This window comes from Rhodococcus sp. PSi06, from assembly GCF_054960675.1.
The window spans coordinates 35,481-54,002 of the sequence record NZ_JBHNYO010000006.1 but is presented as its reverse complement, the minus strand read 5'-3'; the positions used below and the strand labels follow the sequence as shown (position 1 = coordinate 54,002).

Sequence of the window (18,522 nt, the reverse complement as noted above, 5' to 3'; positions counted from 1 at the left end):
TCGTCCTCGTGGAGCTGTGTCCGGTGCGCTCGCCACCGATCGCGTCGATCGGCCGTACCGGTATTACTATCGGCTCATGGTCCGCATTCCCCTCACCCCCGGCGAACTCGCTCGCGGTGCCAGGCTCGGCGCAGCTCTACGACGCCACCGAGGCAGCCGCACCATGAGCGACGTCGCCGACACCGCCGGGATCTCGGTAGAGACGCTCAGAAAGATCGAGACCGGACGCATACCGACTCCTGCGTTCTTCACCGTTGCCGCACTGTGCGAGGCTCTGAACGTTTCACTGGACGCCGTGGCCGATTCGACATCGGACTCGGCTTCCGGGCACTCCGAGGCCGACGCCTCCTGATACGTGCCACTGCGCATTCCGCAGAACGATATCGAAAAGCACGGCACTTTCCCGGCGCGCACGCATCGTTCGACTGTCGGCCGCTCTAGGGTCATGTCGGTGCCTGACGCGCACTGTCACCACCTAGCGCGCATCGTCGCCAACTAGCCGCGCACCGTCACCACCCAGCGCGCACCGTCGGCCTCAGCGGTGCAGTGAGCCTGCTGCGGTGCAGTGGAGTCTGCTGCGGTGCAGTGAGCCTGCTGCGGTGCAGTGGAGTCTGGTTGCGCTGCACCGAGTCCTCCGCGGCACCCTGCGGTCTCTGAGGCCCGCCAGGCCCACTCCCTCACACAAACCCGGACACAGACACAGACGGAAAGGGCCCCGATCGTTCTCGCGAACGATCGGGGCCCTTTTCGTAGCTGTGGAGATCAGTGGCGTTCGGCACCGAGGTGGTACTCGAACACCAATCCTGCGGCTGCTCCGATGACGCACACCACTCCCAGGGCGATCAACCATGGCTGGAAGAACACGAATCCCAGGGCTGTGATGGAGGCAGCGCCTGCCAGCACGATCGGCCAGAAGCTGCCGGGGCTGAAAAAGCCCAGATCCCCTGCACCGTCGCTGACCTCGGCGTCGTCGAAGTCCTCCGGACGGGTGTCGAGGCGTCGGGCAACGAACCGGAAGTACGTGCCGACGATCAACGTCAGACCGACAGACAGGAAGATCGCGGTGACGCCGGCCCACTCCACGCCCGTACGGCTCAGGCCCGTGAACAACGCGTACACGATGCCGACCAGGAGGAAGAAAACAGTCAGGATCTCGAAGATCTTGGCTTCGATTTTCATATCAGCATGCTTCCTTGGTCAGTTGCCTTCGGCGACGGTGGCGGTACGGACGGTGCGATCGGTCTCGAACGGGGAGGTACTCGTTGCGAGTGGGCTCTCACCGATGGCTTCGAGCGCCTGCGCGTTGGTGAGTGCTTCGCCACCCTCGGACACCGGCTTACGCGATTCGATGTACCGCTCGAACTTGTCCGGTGACACCGCGCGAACCTCGAAGTTCATCATCGAGTGGAAGGTGCCACACATTTCGGTGCACCGACCGACGAACGATCCTTCGCGTTCGATCTCGCTGATCTGGAACACGTTGTCGGAGTGGTTCTCTTCGGGGTTCGGCATGACGTCACGCTTGAACAAGAACTCGGGAACCCAGAAGCCGTGGATCACGTCGGAGGACGCGAGCACGAACTCGATGCGCTTGCCGGTGGGCAGCACGAGTACCGGAATCTCGGCGCTCGATCCGACGGTTTCGATCTTGTTGTAGTGCAGGTAGGACAGATCCTGCGGGATTGCTCCGTGGATTGCTCCGGGAACGAACTCGCCGTCCTCGCTGCCTTCGGCACCTTCGCCCGGAGTAGCTGCGGCTTCCGCGGCCGCCTGCTCCTCTTCGTCGGTGCCCTCGTACTTGGCGGCACCGTCCTTGAGGTCGATGGTTCGGTATCCGAACTTCCAGTTCCACTGGTAGGCGGTGACGTCGACCTGTACGTCGGGATCTGCTTGCTTCTCGTCGACGTAGTTCTGCACCACGACGGTGAAGTAGAACAGGACGGCGATGATGACGAACGGCACGGCCGTGTAGAACAGCTCGAGCGGAACGTTGTACGCGGTCTGGCGGGGGAACTCCGGCGAGCTCTTCTTCTTACGGTGGAAGAGCACCACCCAGAAGATCAGGACCCACACCACGATGCCCATGACCAGGGCGGCGATGACCGACCAGGTCCACAGGTCACCGATGCGCTTTCCCTGCGGCGTGACGCCGGAGGCGAAGCCGAAATTGAGTACGTTGTCACTGCTGATGGAACAGCCCGACAGCATCAACGCGGCTACACCGAGAAATGCTGTCAGCCCCGCTCGCCGAAGGATCCGACTATGCGCCACGTTCACGCCTTCCTGATTGCCCACCACTGAAGAATAAGGGCTTCCACATGGAGATGCCCTAGTACTACGCAGCGTAGACCAAAGCCGGCCGGGGACCACCCTCGGGTCGTTACCGATGTTCGTGCGTGTCTGCGGCATACTCGGTTCCTGACCTACTGTCCCGCTGACGACACTCGCGGAGATCAGGCCCCCTGCACTGTCCCCAACTGCGAGAAGAGGTAGCAGACGCTGTGTGTGGACTGCTCGGAGTACTCACATCCCACGGAACGACCGCCGCCGGAGTCGAACTGGTGAAATCGGCCACCCACTGCATGCGCCACCGAGGCCCGGACGAGCCCGGCGGCACCTGGCACGACGACGACGTGGTTTATGGGTTCAATCGGTTGTCCTTCATCGACATCGAGCACTCGCATCAGCCGATGCGATGGGGTCCGCCCGAATCTCCGAACCGGTACGCGCTCGTCTTCAACGGCGAGATCTACAACTACCTCGAGCTGCGTGCAGAGTTGGCGCGCGATCACGGGGCCGAATTCGCGACCGAAGGTGACAGCGAATCGATCGTCGCGGCATTCCACTACTGGGGCGCTGCCGCGGTGCAGCGACTGCGCGGCATGTTCGCCTTCACCATCTGGGATACCGAGACTCGCGAGATGTTCATCGCACGCGATCCCTTCGGCATCAAGCCGCTGTTCTACGCCACGGGCCCGGGCGGAACCGCGTTCGGCAGTGAGAAGAAGAGCGTCCTCGAGCTGATGGAGGTGCTGGGAGTCGATCTCGATCTCGACCCGCGGGCCATCGAGCATTACACGGTGCTCCAGTACGTCCCTGAGCCCGAAACTCTCCACGCGGGGATCCGACGGCTCGAATCCGGCTGCTACGCCACCCTCTCCCCCAACACCGCACCGAAGGTCACTCGATACTTCACGCCCACGTTCCCGGTCCGCCCCTTCGCGCCCGGCAGCGAGAAGGCCCGTTACCAGGAGATCGCCGAGGCGCTGGAAGACTCGGTCGCCAAGCACATGCGCGCCGATGTGACCGTCGGTTCGTTTCTCTCCGGCGGCATCGATTCGACGGCCATCGCCGCGCTGGCAATTCGACACAATCCCGATCTGATCACGTTCACCACCGGCTTCGAGCGTGAGGGCTATTCCGAGGTCGACGTGGCTGCGGAGTCTGCGGCCGCCATCGGTGCACGTCACATCGTCAAGGTCGTCGGGCCGGAGGAGTTCGCGGCATCCATCCCCGAGATCGTCTGGTATCTGGACGATCCGGTGGCGGATCCGGCCCTCGTACCCCTGTATTTCGTCGCCAAAGAGGCGCGCAAGCACGTGAAGGTCGTGCTGTCCGGCGAAGGGGCGGACGAGTTGTTCGGCGGGTACACCATCTATCGCGAGCCGCTGTCACTGAAGCCGTTCGAGTCGCTGCCTGCATTCCTCAGGCGCGCTGCCGGCTCGTTGAGCGAGCGCATTCCGGAAGGCACGCGCGGAAAGAGCCTGCTGAACCGTGGGTCGATGACCCTCGAAGAGCGGTACTACGGAAACGCCCGCAGCTTCAACGATGCTCAGCTGCGATCCGTGCTGCGCGAATTCCGCCCTGAATGGACCCACCAGGACGTCACTGCGCCGATATACGCGCAGTCGCAGGGATGGGATCCGGTGGCTCGCATGCAGCACCTGGATCTGTTCACGTGGTTGCGCGGCGACATCCTCGTCAAGGCCGACAAGATCACCATGGCGAATTCGCTCGAACTGCGAGTTCCGTTTCTCGACTCGGAGGTCTACCGGGTAGCCGAGAAACTGCCGCTCGAACAGAAGATCACCAAGACCACCACCAAGTACGCACTTCGACAGGCCCTGGAAGGGATCATTCCCGGTCACGTACTGCATCGCGCAAAACTGGGATTCCCGGTGCCGTTGCGCCATTGGCTACGCGGCACCGAGCTCTTCGATTGGGCACACCAGCAGATAGCGGACTCGCAGACCGATCACCTGCTGAACAAACCCGCCATCATCGCCATGCTCGACGACCACCGTGCAGGCAAGTCCGATCACAGCCGCCGGCTCTGGACCTTGCTGATCTTCATGGTCTGGCACGGAATCTTCGTCGAGAAGCGCATCGTGCCGCAGATTGCCGAACCCGAGTACCCGGTCAACATCTGAACCGACGTCTTCCCGCCCCCACCGGGGCGGGAAGCTGCGGCTTCATGCGGGCAGCATCGCGCCGATCTCGTCGCCCGCCTCGGTGCCGTACGCCGCGCCCAGACGCTTGATAGCGTCGTCGCGGTTCAGGCTCCACTCCTGAGTGCCGGTGGTCTCGAGAACCAGAACGGCGACGAGAGAACCCAACTGCGCGGCACGCTCGATACTCGCGCCGGCCAGATGCGCGGTCAGAAAGCCTGCCCGGAAACCGTCTCCGACACCCGTCGGATCGACCTTGCTCGTCTCCGGCACGACACCGATGTGGGTGTGCTCGCCGCTCTTGGTGACGATGTCGACGCCCCGCTTGCCCAACGTGGTGACCCGAAGATCCACCTTGTCGGCGATGTCGGCATCGGACAGGCCGGTCTTCTGCTTGAGCAGCGCCCATTCGTATTCGTTGGTGAACAGGTAAGCGGCACCGTCGATCATCTCCATTGCCTGCTCACCGTCGAGTCGAGCGAGCTGCTGGGACGGGTCGGCCGCGAACGGGATTCCGGCGGCGCGGCACTGCGCTGTGTGGGCCGTCATCGCGTCGGGATCGTTGGCACCGATGAGCACCAGGTCGAGCTCGTGCTGCGCAGCCAGAGCCGAGATGGAGATATCTCGTGCTTCGCTCATGGCACCGGGATAGAACGACGCGATCTGAGCCATGTCCTGGTCCGTGGTGCACACGAAACGCGCGGTGTGTGCGGTGGCGGAGACGCTCACGCCACTGCAGTCGACGCCGTGGTCCTCGAGCCAGCTGCGATATTCGGCGAAGTCGGATCCGACGGCTCCCACGAGCAGCGGCGATCCGCCGAGGACTCCGAGTGCGTAGGCGATGTTGCCGCCCACCCCTCCCTTACGGATGACCAGGTCGTCCACCAAAAAGCTCAACGAGATGTTCGAGAGCTGGTCGGCGACGATCTGCTCGGCGAACCGTCCGGAGAATCGCATCAGATGGTCGGTCGCTATCGAGCCGGATACCGCGAGAGTCACGAAGAAGGGCCTTTCGGATGAAGGTGCTGGATTGCTGACGGGCAGGCAGACACGACTGTGACCGATACACGCATGCGTGTATCGGTCACAGTCGAATACGAGTCAGCTCAGTTGAACGAGTCGCCGCACGCGCACGAGCCCGTGGCGTTCGGGTTGTCGATGGTGAAGCCCTGCTTCTCGATCGTGTCCACGAAGTCGATGGATGCACCCTCTACGTAGGGGGCGCTCATTCGGTCCACGGCGAGGGTGACGCCACCGAAGTCGACCGCGAGGTCTCCGTCGAGGCTACGGTCGTCGAAGAAGAGCTGGTAACGCAGTCCTGCGCAGCCACCAGGCTGCACGGCGATGCGCAGCGCGAGGTCATCGCGGCCTTCTTGATCCAGCAACGCCTTCGCCTTGGCCGACGCGGTCTCGGTCATGGTGACCTTGTGCGCCGTGGTCTCGGTCGTTGTGGTCTCACTTGAAACGGTCATGGGCTCTCCCTATCAGTCGTACAAAACCCGTGAACGTCTCAACCGTACTCTCGGTGGCTCTATTCCTCACGCCCGCCGCCTCGGATCGACGTCGGCGTGTGCGATATCGCCGGCGACCCGCGCGGCGAGGAGTTCCAGTTGATTCGCCGCATCGGACATCGCCAACTCCACCGAGCCGGCGAACTCGGTGATCGAGTGCGCTGACTCGATACCTGCCGCTGTCAGTTCGTCCTGGGTCAAGGTGACCTGGCCCGCCAGCACGATCGTCTCGACGCCGGTCGCGCTACCGGCCGCGGCGATTCTTGTCACCAACTTGCCCCGCAAGGATTGTGAGTCGAACTTTCCCTCTCCGGTCAGAACCAGGTCGACGGCTCCCAGCAGCTCCTGCTGTGCGGTGCGCTCGGCCACCACGACGGCCCCGGGCTGCTGGGCGGCACCGAGTGCGAACAGGGCACCGCCGAGGCCACCCGCAGCTCCCGCGCCCGGCCGGTTCGCCACGTCGTGACCCGCTGCGGACAGGACGGCGGCCCAGTCGGCGTTCAGGTCCTCCAGGCGATCGACCGTCTCGGCGTCGGCACCCTTCTGCGGTCCGAACACCCGAGCCGCGCCCCACTCACCCAGCAGCGGGTTCTCGACGTCCGACGCGGCAACCAGATCGATTTCCGACAATCGCGCGACCGCCGATCCGAGCCCACCCAGCGCTCTGATCAGTCCACGACCGCCATCGGTGCAACTGCTGCCGCCGAGCCCGACGAAGATCGTTCGGACCCCCTTGCCGATCGCCGCGTCGATCAACTGGCCGACGCCGTAACTACTCGCCTTCAGCGCAGACAACGGGCTCGGCGGACCGTCGAGCAGATGCAGTCCGCAGGCCTGCGCCGATTCGATATAGGCCGCGGTGCCGTCGAGCAGCCACCGGGCTCGGACCGGGGTGCCGAGTGGTCCCTCCACGTCGGCCACCTGCACCGCGCCGATGCGCGAGGCCAGCACCTCGACGAATCCGGGCCCGCCGTCGGATTGAGGGGCGAGCTCGAGTTCGTCCTGCTGTCGAACCGACGCCCACCCCCTGGCGATGGCCGCAGCCGCGGCCGCGGCGGTCAAGGTGTCTCCGAACGAATCCGGCGCAATCATCACTCGCATCGTGGAAAGTCTAGGGCCGCAGCATCCTGACGGCATCTGTTGATCTACGAGCTGACCTGGCCGGTGTTCGATATCGATATGTCATCCCATAGTCTGGATGCGTGAAGCTGCTACGCCGTGGAAACTCCGACAATCCGGACGAACAGAACTCGCACGAATCCGAGTCGACTGCGCCCGAGAACGATGCGGCATCTCCGGTGTCCCTCGGCAAGGGCCGGCCGACACCCAAGCGCCGCGACGCCGAGTCTCGCAGGCGCGGACCGGTTGCCCCGGCTCCTCTGACGAGCAAGGAAGCACGCGAGCGGCGCAAGGCGAACAAGGGCAGCAAGGAAGATCGCAAGGCCGCGTCCAACGAACGTCGCGCCGCCGCAGCCGAACGCCGCGCACGCATGCTCGCCGGTGACGACAAGTACCTGCTCCCCCGCGACAAGGGTCCGGTTCGCGCCTATGTTCGCGACATCGTCGACTCGCGGCGCAATCTCGTCGGGCTGTTCATGCCGCTCGCACTGATTCTGATCTTTGCGCTGTTCCTGCAGCCTGCAGTGCAGCAGTACGTCACTCTGGGCATGTTCGTGATGATGCTGTTCATGGTCGGCGAGGGCATCTACCTCGGCAAGATGATCAACAACAAGATTCGGGTGCGCTTCCCCGAGACCACCGACGGAGGCTTCAAGATCGGGTGGTACGCCTTCGTCCGCGCATCCCAGATCCGCAAGATGCGTGCACCCAAGCCGCGAGTCAGCGCCGGCGCGGCTGTCTGACGTCGGTGGGTGAACCGGTTCGAACCCTCGTACTCGGTGGAGCCAGATCCGGTAAGTCCGCATACGCCGAGTCGTGTGCCGTCACCGAGCCGGTTCGCTACCTCGCGACCGGTAGGCGCGACGACACCGACCAGGATTGGCAGCGTCGGATAGACCTCCATCGGGCGTCGAGACCTCAGCACTGGTCCACCGTCGAAACGGTCACCACGTTGGCAGCATCGATTTCCGAATCCTGGGACGGCACCACCTTGGTCGACGACCTCGGAACGTGGCTGACGGGGATGCTCGACGACGCTCGGGCGTGGGAGCGGCCGCGCGGCACGATCACACCGGCCGTCGACGATCTGGTCGAGGCAGTCGCGATGTGCACGTCCACGGTGGTGTTGGTCAGTCCCGAAGTAGGTCTGTCCGTGGTGCCCGAGTCGCGATCCGGACGTCTGTTTCGTGACGAACTGGGGTTACTGAACTCTCGACTCGCTGCGGTGTGTGACAGGGTTCTGCTGGTGGTCGCGGGACTCGCACTGACTCTGAAGGAACCACCAGCAGACTTCTTCACCGCGAAAGGCCAAGTGTGACTACTGTTTCGGCGGAAGATTCGTCGCCGTTTCGTCCGGTGACCGCTCCATCGGACTCCGCGCGGTCGGCGGCCGGGGCTCGTCAACGTGAACTCACCAAGCCCGCCGGTAGCCTCGGCAGGCTCGAGAAGCTCGGCGAATGGATCGCGGCATGCCAGGACAGCTGCCCGCCGCGCTCGCTCGACCGGGTACGTGTCGTCGTCTTCGCAGGCGATCACGGGATCGCAGCGCACGGTGTATCCGCGTACCCGCCCGAGGTGACGGCTCAGATGGTCGAGAACATTCGCGCCGGCGGCGCGGCGGTCAACGTCCTTGCGGACACCGCCGGTGCCACGGTGCGGGTGGTCGACATCGCTGTGGACGCCGAGACCGATTCTTCGGTGTCCGCGTTCAAGATTCGACGATCCAGCGGGTCGATCGACCGCGAGGATGCCTCGAGCGAGGACGAGATTCGAGCGGCGCTTGCTGCGGGAGCGGCCATCGCCGACGAGGAGGTCGACGGCGGCGCAGATCTGCTCATCGCAGGTGATCTGGGCATCGGAAACACAACTCCCGCAACGGTATTGACGGCGATTCTCACCGACACCGAACCTGTTGCGGCCGTCGGTCGAGGCACCGGAGTCGACGACGCCGGGTGGATCCGAAAAACTGCCGCGATCCGCGATGCCATGCGTCGAGCACGACCGGTTGCCAACAACCCCACGGACCTACTTCGGGTGGCCGGCGGTGCCGACTTCGCGGCGCTGGCCGGATTTCTCGCACAGGCCGCCCATCGACGCACCCCGGTGATTCTCGACGGCCTCGTGGTGACGGCGGCCGCGTTGGTCGCCGAGGACGGGGCGGCCGGGGCACGTGACTGGTGGATAGCGGGGCACCGCTCGGCCGAGCCCGCTCACACACTTGCACTGCGCCATCTGCGTCTCGAGCCGGTCGTCGAATTGGACATGAGACTGGGAGAAGGAACCGGTGCGCTCGCAGCGCTGCCTCTGGTTCGTGCGGGCGTGGGCGCGTTGAACTCGATGGCGACCTTTGCCGACGCCGGTGTCAGCACCACCGGTGACAGCGAAGCCCGCAGCAGCATCGAGGACAACTGACGGTGCGCGGGCGAGCCGATGGACTGGTGCTCGCGTTCTCCTGGTTGACGGTGCTGCCCGTGCGCGCGCCGAACAACGTCGATCGGCACTCGGCCGGGCGGGCGATAGTGTTCGCGCCGATCGTCGGGTTTGCTCTCGGCGGCATCTGCGCCGGTTTGCTGTGGGTGTCGGTCGTCGCCGGATTGTCCCCGTTTCTCGGCGGACTGATCGGCGTCGCCGCTGCTGCTCTGCTGACCAGGGGCATGCATCTCGACGGCCTGGCCGACACCGCAGACGGGCTCGGTTGCTACGGGCCTCCCGAGCGCGCGAGAGAAGTCATGAAATCCGGCAGTGCCGGACCTTTCGGAGTGGCCGCCATCGCCCTCGTCCTGGCAGTTCAGGCCGCGAGCCTCGGTCAGCTCGCTCAGCAACACCTGTGGTGGGCCATCGTCATCGTGCCGGTGATCGCTCGCGTGTCGGTGGTGCTCGCCTGCCGCACAGGTGTGGATGCGGCAGCGCCGAGCGGCTTCGGCGCGCTCGTGGCCGGCACCCAGTCGACGGCGGCTCGGGCTGTGTGGATCGTCGCAGCACTGGGCATATCGGTGTTCGCTCAGGCCGGCCGGCCGTGGCAGGGACCGCTGGTGGTCGTCGCCGTGCTCGCCCTCGGTGTGGTTCTCACGCGGCACTGTGTCCGACGATTCGGTGGACTCTCCGGAGACGTACTCGGAGCCGGAATCGAGACCACCACCGCCCTGACCGCGATCGGCATGCTCGTCGGGAGCTAGCGGAGTGTGGTCATCCAACCGTGGGTATCGGCGAAGGTGCCGCGCTGGATACCGGTGAGTGTGTCTCGCAGTGCGAGCGTGATCTCGCCGGGTTCGCCGCCTGCTATCTCGAACGATCCTTCGGCCGACTTCACGCTGCCGACCGGGGTGATGACAGCTGCCGTGCCACACGCGAACACCTCGGTGATCTCACCGGCCTCCGCACCCTTGCGCCACTCGTCGGTCGAGATGCGGCGTTCCTCGACGGGAATACCCGAGTCCGTTGCCAACGCCAGCAACGAGTCGCGCGTGATTCCGGGCAACAGCGAACCGGACAGCGAGGGCGTCACCAGCCGAGCGTCGGAACCCGAGCCGAAGACGAAGAACAGGTTCATGCCGCCCATTTCCTCGACGTAGCGACGCTCGGTGGCGTCGAGCCACACCACCTGATCGCAACCCTCGTCGCTGGCCTGGGCCTGCGCCAGCAGCGACGCGGCGTAGTTACCCGCGAACTTCGCGGCACCCGTTCCGCCCGGTGCCGCCCTAACGTACTCGGTGGACAGCCAGACGCTCACCGGCTTGACGCCACGCGGAAAGTACGCGCCTGCGGGCGAGGCGATCAGCATGTAGCGGTAGGAATCGGCGGGGCGCACCCCGAGACCGGCTTCGGTGGAGAACATGTAGGGCCGCAAGTAGAGCGCATCCTCGCCGCCCGCTGCCGGGACCCATTCGTGATCGAGCTCGAGCAGCTTCTCGATCGACCCGATGAACAACTCGTCCGGCATCTCGGGCATGGCGAGCCGCTTGGCCGAGGTGCGGAATCGTTCGGCGTTGGACTGCACTCGGAACGTGGACAAAGCCCCGTTGGGCTGGCGGTAGACCTTCAGACCCTCGAAGATCGCTTGACCGTAGTGCAGGACCATCGCGGCGGGGTCGAGTTCGATCGGACCGTACGGAGCGATCGTCGCATCGTGCCAGCCGCCGTCGCGGGTGTAGTCGATACTCACCATGTGGTCGGTGAAGTGCTTTCCGAATCCGGGTGCGGCCAGCACCGCGTCGCGCTCCGCGGGGGTTGCGGGCGAGGGATGCTGCACGTATGTGAACTCGGAAACACCTGTCATGCCGGTGATCCTATCGCGGGGTTCGTGGTGCCCTCGCGCGGTCACCGGGTCTTGGCGGCGACGAACGGCGGAGCAACCACCTCGCAGCGTAGGGCCCGACCCCGAACGTCCACCTCGACCTCCGTGCCTACCGCCGGAGCGGCCTCGGCGTCGAGCAGGGCCAGGGCGATACCCACCTTGAGCGACGGTGAGAACGTCCCGGAAGTAGTCGTGCCCAGAGTCCGGCCCGACGATCGCACGCTGAGACCGGGCCGGAGTACGCCACGGTCGAGAGCCTTCAGTCCGCGCAGTGTTCGCGCCGGGCCGTTCGCTTTCTGGGCCGTCAGTGCTTCCTTGCCCCAGAACGAGTCCTTGCTCCACCCGATCGCCCAGCCGCATCGGGCTTCGAGGGGCGAGATGTCCAGCGCCAGTTCGTGTCCGTGCAGTGGGTACCCCATTTCGGTACGCAATGTGTCTCGCGCTCCGAGCCCGCACACCTGGCCGTTCCGAGATCGCACCGCGGCCAGCAGCGCCCGGAACAGCGGTTCCACGTCCCCGGCCGGCGGAATCAGCTCGTAGCCCTGCTCGCCGGTATAACCGGTTCGGCACACCCGCACTGCCACCGAATTCCAGGTCGCGTCCTCGAACGCCATGTAGTCCATATCGGTCGGTAGACCCAATTCCTGCAGCACCTCGGACGCTTTCGGCCCCTGCACGGCCAGTACTCCGAACTCGCGGTGCCGGTTCGTCACCGACACTCCGTCGGGGGCCGCGGCGGCCATCGCGTCGACCACTGCTGCGGTATTGGCAGCATTGGGTACCAAGAAGACGTCGTCGTCGGAGACGTAATACGCGATGAGATCGTCCACGACGCCGCCGGATTCGGTGCAGCACAGGGTGTACTGCGCTTTACCCGGCTCGATCCGGCCGAGGTCGTTCGTCAGGACGGAGTTCACGAATGCGGCCGCGCCGGGTCCGGTGACCGACGCCTTGCCCAGGTGGCCGACATCGAACAGGCCCACGGTTTCGCGCACTGCAGTGTGCTCGACGACGACACCGGCGTACGAGACCGGCATGGTCCAGCCGCCGAAAGGTGCGAATGTCGCGCCCAATTCGGTGTGTACGGCGTGCAGCGGTCCCTCGATCAGGTCGGTGTCGGTCATGGCGGCCACGCTAGCTCACATCACGGCTCGTTCGGGCTGCGCCGTGGGTCGTCATTAGGATCGAGGTACTTACACGTCAACCCCTACAGGAGCAGCCACGTGCCTTCACCTTCGACGCTATCCCGCACTCTCGGACCCGACCTGGTCCTCGCGGGCAAGCTCGGCAAGAAAGTCGACGTTCTCGTCGTCGCGCTGAGTACCAGTGACGACGGCCTCGAGCTCGCCATCACCGACGACATCTCGGACGACGCCGTTGCTGCCGCACTCCTGGACGCCTTCGAGTCCGTCGGTGCCACCGGAAAGGCCGACGAGCTGGTGCGTATCCCGGCTCCGTCCGGCCTGTCCGTCTCGAGCGTCCTGGCTGTGGGCCTCGGCAACGCTGCGGACATCGATACCGAACGCATCCGTCAGTCGGCCGGTACTGCGGCACGCTCGTTGAAGGGTGTCGATACCGTCGCGACGACGTTGTCCGCACTCGATCTCGGAGCAGCCGCAGAGGGGTTCTTCCTGGGCGCGTACCAGTTCACCGAATTCAAGTCGGAACTGTCGGCACCGAAGTCCGACGGACTTCCCCTCGCCCGCGTCGAGTTGCTGGTTGCCGATGCTCGTTCCAAGGACGCGAAGAACGAGCTGGCGCGCTCGGTCGCCATTGCCGAATCAGTGGCGGTGGCGCGCGATTTCGTGAACACGCCGCCGAGCCACCTGTATCCCGAGGAGTTCGCGGAACAGGCGAAGGCCTTGGGATACGCGGCAGGGTTGAAGGTCGAGATCCTCGACGACAAGGCCCTGGAAAAGGGTGGTTACGGAGGCATTCACGGCGTCGGCAAAGGATCTTCCCGCTTGCCGCGCCTGGTTCGCCTGACGCACTCGGGCGGCAAGCGCGGCGCGAAGAAGGTGGCGCTGGTGGGCAAGGGCATCACGTTCGACACCGGCGGCATCTCGATCAAGCCGGCTGCCGGCATGGAGAACATGACCTCGGACATGGGCGGTGCGGCAGCGGTCATCGCGACGGTGATTCTGGCTGCCAAGGTCGGTCTGCCGCTCGACGTCATCGCGACCGTCCCGATGGCGGAGAACATGCCGTCGGGTACCGCGCAGCGTCCCGGTGATGTGCTGACGCAATACGGCGGAATCACTGTCGAGGTCATCAACACCGATGCCGAAGGCCGCCTCGTGCTCGCCGACGCGATCGTGCGTGCCTGCGAGGACGATCCGGACTACCTGATCGATACCGCGACGCTCACCGGTGCTCAGGTCGTCGCACTCGGAAACAGGACTCCCGGTGTGATGGGTACCGACGATTTCCGCGACCGAGTCGCTGCGATCTCTCGCGCTATCGGCGAAAACGGCTGGGCGATGCCGCTGCCGAAGGAGATTCGACGCGAACTCGATTCCAAGGTCGCGGATCTGGCGAACGTGACCAACGGTCGAGCAGGCGGAATGCTCGCGGCGGCCCTGTTCCTGAAAGAATTCGTCGCCGACGGTGTCGAGTGGGCTCACATCGACGTCGCGGGTCCGGCTTACAACACCGGAGGACCCTTCGGATACACCGGCAAGGGTGGCACCGGAGTCCCCGTGCGGACGATGTTCGCCGTTCTCGAGGACATCGTCGACAACGGCTGATCGCACTCGTCCGTGCGCGCATCTGCGCGCACGGACGAAGGTCACCGGTCGCGCTGTTGTTGTTCGCGCTTCTCGATGATCTTCTGGCGCGCATCGTGATCGCGCATCCGCTGGGGATAACCGGTCTTGCGCACGTCGTACACCGGAATCTTCAGGTCGCGTCCGATCTTTCGTGCATTTTTTTCATCGAGGGGTCGCCGGGTCCATTCGCCGTCGTTCGCAACGAAGACGACAGTCAGCGGGGTTACCGTCGTCTTGGGTCCACGTAGGCCTCCACACCGATTCGGGCGGTCGTCCAATCGGCCAGGTACTGGGCGACAGACCCCTCGGGGCCCCGTTTCGCGGACCCGCCGCTTCGTTTGAGTCGATCGAACAATCCCACGAGAACATCCTTTGCGTACGACAGCGGATCACCGGCTCTCCGGCCGGAAATGTTGTTACCCGCCAGTTTGCCAGGCGTGTTATGCGCCCTAGGGGAACGGCGAGGCGATATCAATGGAAGGATGCCTGTAGAGGGTTCAACTCTCTTGATCGATAACCGAGGCTCGTGAAGTGAGTGAGTGAATTGCCGAGAGGGAGTGTCGACGTGGGCGCTGTGTCGAGCCGTACATGCTCGGTCGGCATCCGGTGCACCGGTGCCTCCGTCGAACCGAATCACGTAACTCTCGTCCATGAACCCTGTTCCGCCAGCACAATGGTCTGCGACCACAAGTCGTAAGAACTACATCACCCGCATACAACTGTCGAGGAGTCAACAGACATGGCCTTCTCCGTCCAGATGCCAGCTCTCGGTGAGAGTGTCACCGAGGGAACTGTCACGAGGTGGCTCAAACAAGAAGGCGACACCGTCGAAGTCGACGAGCCATTGCTCGAAGTCTCCACGGACAAGGTCGATACCGAGATCCCGTCGCCTGCTGCCGGTGTTCTCACCAAGATCGTCGCTCAGGAAGACGACACCGTCGAGATCGGTGGCGAGCTCGCTCAGATCGGTGACGCAGACGAGTCCTCCTCGTCCGACGCACCCGCCGAGGACGCCGCTCCCGCCGAGGAGTCGGCACCGGAACCTCCTGCCGAGGAGCCCACTCCCGCAGCCGAGCCCGAGCCTCAGGCCGAGCAGGAAGCTCCCGCAGCGAGTTCGTCCTCGAGCTCGTCCGACTCGTCCGGATCCGGCACGCCGGTGACGATGCCCGAGCTCGGTGAGTCCGTCACGGAAGGAACCGTGACTCGTTGGCTCAAGGCCGTCGGCGACGAGGTTGCCGTCGACGAACCGCTGCTCGAGGTCTCCACCGACAAGGTCGATACCGAGATCCCGTCTCCTGTCGCCGGCACCCTTCTCGAAATTTCCGCCGAAGAGGACGACACAGTGGCCGTCGGTGGACAGCTCGCTGTGATCGGTTCCGGCTCGCCCGCCGAGAAGGCTCCCGAGCCCGAGGCAACCCCGGAGCCCGAGGCCCCGAAGGCCGAAGAGCCCAAGGAAGAGCCCAAGCAGGAAGCCCCGAAGCAGGAAGCACCCAAGCAGGAGGCTCCCAAGACCGAGCCCAAGCCGGAGCCGAAGCAGGAGGCCCCCAAGGCCGCTCCCGCCAAGGAACCGGCATCGTCGGGCGATTCGAGCCCGTATGTCACTCCCCTGGTGCGCAAGTTGGCGTCGGACAACGATGTCGATCTGTCGTCCGTCAAGGGCACCGGCGTCGGTGGACGAATCCGCAAGCAGGACGTTCTTGCAGCAGCCGAGGCCAAGAAGGCTCCTGCTGCTCCGGCCGAAGCCGCAGCGCCCGCCGCTGCGTCGAAGCCCGCAGCACCGGCAACCGCGGGAGTTCGTCCCGAGCTCGCACACCTGCGCGGCACCACGCAGAAGATCAACCGTATTCGTCAGATCACCGCGAAGAAGACGCGCGAGTCGTTGCAGACTTCTGCCCAGCTCACGCAGACCTTCGAGGTCGACGTCACGAAGATCGCCGGTCTGCGTACGAAGGCCAAGGCAACGTTCGCCGAGAACGAGGGCGTCAACCTGACGTACCTGCCGTTCTTCGCCAAGGCCGTCGTGGAGGCTCTCAAGGCGCACCCCAACGTCAACGCGAGCATCAACGAGGACGCCAAGGAGATCACGTACCACGCCGATGTCCACCTCGGCATTGCCGTGGACACCGAGCAGGGTCTGCTCTCCCCCGTCATCCACAACGCGGGCGATCTGTCTCTTGCCGGGTTGGCCCGGGCGATCAACGACATCGCGTCCCGTGCCCGCTCGGGTGGACTCAAGCCCGACGAGCTGTCCGGTGGCACGTTCACGATCACCAATATCGGTAGCCAGGGCGCGTTGTTCGACACCCCGATCCTGGTTCCGCCGCAGGCGGCGATGCTGGGTACGGGCGCAATCGTCAAGCGCCCCGTGGTCGTCAAGGACGACTCGGGCAACGAGTCCATCGGTGTTCGCTCGATGTGCTACCTGCCGCTCACCTACGACCACCGCCTGGTGGACGGAGCCGACGCGGGACGCTTCCTGACGACCATCAAGCAGCGTCTCGAAGTGGCCTCGTTCGAGGCCGATCTGGGTCTGTAGACAACCGGCGAGTTTCCCGCTCACGTATTCTCGAGTGAGCGCGAAACATTCGCATCGGGGTCTCGTTCACCAGAGGCACGAACAGAGCATCCGGGGCATCATTCGTTCGCGAATGGTGCCCCGGAGTGCGTCAAGGAGGCTTTCGTTCATATGCGCGTAGTCATTGCAGGTTCATCAGGATTGATCGGTACTGCTCTCGTCGCAGCGTTGCGCGGCCGAAGCCACGACGTCACCCGGCTGGTTCGGCGCTCGCCGGCAGGACCGGACGAGTCCCAGTGGGATCCGTCCCGCGGAAGCATCGACGCGGCCACGCTCGACGGGGCCGACGCGATCGTCAACCTCTGTGGTGTCGGTATCGGCGACAAGAGGTGGTCCGGCGCGTACAAGCAGCTGGTGCGAGACAGCCGAATCGCTCCTACGGAAGTGCTCGCCCGAGCTGCCGCAGACGCCGGAGTGCCGACGTTGATCAACGCCAGTGGCGTGAATTACTACGGCGACACCGGCGATCGGGTGGTCGACGAGAGTGCCCCGGTCGGTGCAGGATTTCTGGCCGAAGTCTGTCGCGACTGGGAGGACGCCACGTCCGCGGCGTCCGATGCCGGTGTCCGCACGATCATGCTGCGCAGCGGTGTCGTTCTGTCTCAGCGCGGCGGGATGCTGGGCAAGCTTCGCCCGCTGTATCTGTTCGCTCTGGGCGGTCGGCTCGGCAGCGGGCGTCAGTACTTCCCGTGGATCTCCCTGGAAGACGAGATCGGAGCCATCGTTCACGGGATCGAGAACGATGCCCTGCGTGGACCGGTGAACATGGTGGGCCCCACCCCGGTGACCAACGCACAGTTCAACAGTGCGATGTCGCGTGCGGTGCACCGCCCGGCACCGTGGGTCGTCCCCGGTTTCGCCTTGAAGGCAGTCATCGGCGAATTCGCGGAAGAGGCGATTCTCACCGGCCCACGTGCCATTCCGAAGGCTCTCGAGGACGCGGGTTACAGCTTCGAGCACAACACCGTGGGTGAGGCACTGCGAGTGGCTGTGGGCAGCTGATGCGGCGTAGCGTTCCGAACCATGAGTGACGCGAACTCTACGTCCGTCCGAGTATCGGCACGTGCGAGCACCGATCCCATCGACGTGCGGGAACTGGGCACGGTCGAGTACACCGAGGCCTGGGCTCTGCAGCGTGAAACAGCCGACGCCCGCGCCGAGGATCGAGGCTCGGACACACTGCTGTTGCTCGAGCACCCATCCGTCTACACGGCAGGCCGACGCACTGCCCCGGAAGACATGCCACGAGACGGCACTCCGGTTGTCGAGGTGGATCGCGGCGGCAAGATCACCTGGCACGGTCCGGGCCAGCTGGTCGGGTACCCCATCGTCAAACTGGCGCAGCCCATCGACGTGGTCAAGTACGTGCGCCGCGTGGAAGAAGCGTTGATTTCCGTCGTATCCGGGTACGGAATCGAATGCGGCCGCGTCGACGGGCGCTCAGGGGTGTGGCTGGCAGCCGAACTGCGCGACGGTGTGTGGCTCCCCGAGCGCAAGATCGCCGCCATCGGCGTTCGGGTGCAACGGGGAGTGACGCTGCACGGCTTCTCGTTGAACTGCAACTCGGCCATGACGGGTTTCGACGCGATCGTCCCGTGCGGCATCGCCGACGCGGGAGTGACGTCGCTGTCGCTCGAGCTCGGTCGGGACGTGACGACCGGCGACGTCACCGCCGCAGTCACCACCGCGATCCTGGCCGCCTTGGACGGGGAGATGCCGGTGCAGGACCACGACATCGGGCATGTGACGGCAGTCGGCCCGTCGATCAACCCGCAGTTCACCACCGTTCGGTTCGGCGCGTAGCATC

Annotated in this window: 17 protein-coding genes and 1 pseudogene; 10 read left to right on the top strand and 8 right to left on the bottom strand. The window is 64.9% G+C overall.

Annotation, left to right across the window (positions count from 1 at the left end):
- Positions 1-76 precede the first annotated feature (76 nt).
- The gene (locus tag ACFI9K_RS09715) at positions 77-352 is read left to right on the top strand and encodes a helix-turn-helix domain-containing protein (protein WP_462663299.1); all 276 of its coding nucleotides are present in this window, start codon (positions 77-79) and stop codon (positions 350-352) included.
- A 410-nt stretch (positions 353-762) separates the two neighbouring features.
- Here the strand turns inward: ACFI9K_RS09715 and ACFI9K_RS09710 are convergent, their stop codons facing one another.
- Together ACFI9K_RS09710 and ctaC are read right to left on the bottom strand one after the other, a co-directional pair.
- Positions 763-1,179, bottom strand: a complete 417-nt coding sequence (locus tag ACFI9K_RS09710) for a cytochrome c oxidase subunit 4 (protein WP_462663298.1) — start codon at positions 1,177-1,179, stop codon at positions 763-765.
- A gap of 18 nt (positions 1,180-1,197) precedes the next feature.
- Entirely contained in the window at positions 1,198-2,277 is a 1,080-nt protein-coding gene (gene ctaC, locus ACFI9K_RS09705; RefSeq protein WP_462663449.1) for an aa3-type cytochrome oxidase subunit II, read from the bottom strand.
- Positions 2,278-2,501: 224 nt separating this feature from the next.
- On the opposite strand from ctaC, the gene asnB reads away from it, so the two are divergent.
- Positions 2,502-4,430: an asparagine synthase (glutamine-hydrolyzing) gene (gene asnB, locus ACFI9K_RS09700; RefSeq protein ID WP_462663297.1), complete on the top strand. Its 1,929-nt coding sequence runs from the start codon at positions 2,502-2,504 to the stop codon at positions 4,428-4,430.
- A 42-nt stretch (positions 4,431-4,472) separates the two neighbouring features.
- Here asnB and ACFI9K_RS09695 read toward each other — a convergent pair whose 3' ends face one another.
- The 3 genes from ACFI9K_RS09695 to ACFI9K_RS09685 all read right to left on the bottom strand — a co-directional run bounded on the left by ACFI9K_RS09695 (position 4,473) and on the right by ACFI9K_RS09685 (position 7,060).
- Complete coding sequence (locus tag ACFI9K_RS09695) at positions 4,473-5,447, bottom strand: carbohydrate kinase family protein (protein ID WP_462663296.1); 975 nt, start codon at positions 5,445-5,447, stop codon at positions 4,473-4,475.
- A gap of 107 nt (positions 5,448-5,554) precedes the next feature.
- Positions 5,555-5,920, bottom strand: coding sequence for an iron-sulfur cluster assembly accessory protein (locus ACFI9K_RS09690; protein WP_222094231.1), 366 nt, complete (start codon positions 5,918-5,920; stop codon positions 5,555-5,557).
- A gap of 66 nt (positions 5,921-5,986) precedes the next feature.
- Positions 5,987-7,060: a glycerate kinase family protein gene (locus ACFI9K_RS09685; RefSeq protein WP_462663295.1), complete on the bottom strand. Its 1,074-nt coding sequence runs from the start codon at positions 7,058-7,060 to the stop codon at positions 5,987-5,989.
- A 101-nt stretch (positions 7,061-7,161) separates the two neighbouring features.
- Between ACFI9K_RS09685 and ACFI9K_RS09680 the strand changes: the two genes are divergently transcribed.
- Genes ACFI9K_RS09680 through ACFI9K_RS09665 form a run of 4 tightly spaced genes read left to right on the top strand, consistent with a single transcriptional unit; the run spans position 7,162 to position 10,254 of the window.
- Positions 7,162-7,821: a DUF3043 domain-containing protein gene (locus ACFI9K_RS09680; protein ID WP_462663294.1), complete on the top strand. Its 660-nt coding sequence runs from the start codon at positions 7,162-7,164 to the stop codon at positions 7,819-7,821.
- Between the two features lie 5 nt (positions 7,822-7,826).
- A complete protein-coding gene (gene cobU, locus ACFI9K_RS09675; RefSeq protein WP_462663293.1) occupies positions 7,827-8,396 on the top strand; it encodes a bifunctional adenosylcobinamide kinase/adenosylcobinamide-phosphate guanylyltransferase in 570 nt (189 codons plus the stop codon).
- Entirely contained in the window at positions 8,393-9,490 is a 1,098-nt protein-coding gene (cobT, locus tag ACFI9K_RS09670) for a nicotinate-nucleotide--dimethylbenzimidazole phosphoribosyltransferase (protein WP_462663292.1), read from the top strand. The genes cobU and cobT overlap by 4 nt, the downstream gene beginning before the upstream one ends.
- A 2-nt stretch (positions 9,491-9,492) precedes the next feature.
- On the top strand, positions 9,493-10,254 hold the full coding sequence (locus ACFI9K_RS09665; protein WP_462663291.1) for an adenosylcobinamide-GDP ribazoletransferase: 762 nt from the start codon (positions 9,493-9,495) through the stop codon (positions 10,252-10,254).
- Here ACFI9K_RS09665 and ACFI9K_RS09660 read toward each other — a convergent pair.
- Positions 10,251-11,354, bottom strand: coding sequence for a branched-chain amino acid aminotransferase (locus tag ACFI9K_RS09660; RefSeq protein WP_462663290.1), 1,104 nt, complete (start codon positions 11,352-11,354; stop codon positions 10,251-10,253). The two genes, ACFI9K_RS09665 and ACFI9K_RS09660, sit on opposite strands and share 4 nt — an antisense overlap.
- A 41-nt stretch (positions 11,355-11,395) precedes the next feature.
- Positions 11,396-12,496, bottom strand: coding sequence for a glycine cleavage system aminomethyltransferase GcvT (gcvT, locus tag ACFI9K_RS09655; RefSeq protein ID WP_462663289.1), 1,101 nt, complete (start codon positions 12,494-12,496; stop codon positions 11,396-11,398).
- A 99-nt stretch (positions 12,497-12,595) separates the two neighbouring features.
- Here gcvT and ACFI9K_RS09650 point away from each other — a divergent pair, with 99 nt between their 5' ends.
- A complete protein-coding gene (locus ACFI9K_RS09650) occupies positions 12,596-14,119 on the top strand; it encodes a leucyl aminopeptidase (protein ID WP_462663288.1) in 1,524 nt (507 codons plus the stop codon).
- A gap of 41 nt (positions 14,120-14,160) precedes the next feature.
- Here the strand turns inward: ACFI9K_RS09650 and ACFI9K_RS09645 are convergent.
- Positions 14,161-14,501 (bottom strand): annotated as a pseudogene (locus ACFI9K_RS09645) (oxidoreductase).
- Positions 14,502-14,879: 378 nt separating this feature from the next.
- Between ACFI9K_RS09645 and sucB the strand changes: the two are divergent.
- The 3 genes from sucB to lipB all read left to right on the top strand — a co-directional run bounded on the left by sucB (position 14,880) and on the right by lipB (position 18,518).
- The gene (sucB, locus tag ACFI9K_RS09640; protein ID WP_462663287.1) at positions 14,880-16,676 is read left to right on the top strand and encodes a 2-oxoglutarate dehydrogenase, E2 component, dihydrolipoamide succinyltransferase; all 1,797 of its coding nucleotides are present in this window, start codon (positions 14,880-14,882) and stop codon (positions 16,674-16,676) included.
- A gap of 150 nt (positions 16,677-16,826) precedes the next feature.
- Positions 16,827-17,717, top strand: coding sequence for a TIGR01777 family oxidoreductase (locus tag ACFI9K_RS09635; RefSeq protein WP_462663286.1), 891 nt, complete (start codon positions 16,827-16,829; stop codon positions 17,715-17,717).
- 21 nt (positions 17,718-17,738) lie between these two features.
- Entirely contained in the window at positions 17,739-18,518 is a 780-nt protein-coding gene (lipB, locus tag ACFI9K_RS09630) for a lipoyl(octanoyl) transferase LipB (protein ID WP_462663285.1), read from the top strand.
- Positions 18,519-18,522 lie beyond the last annotated feature (4 nt).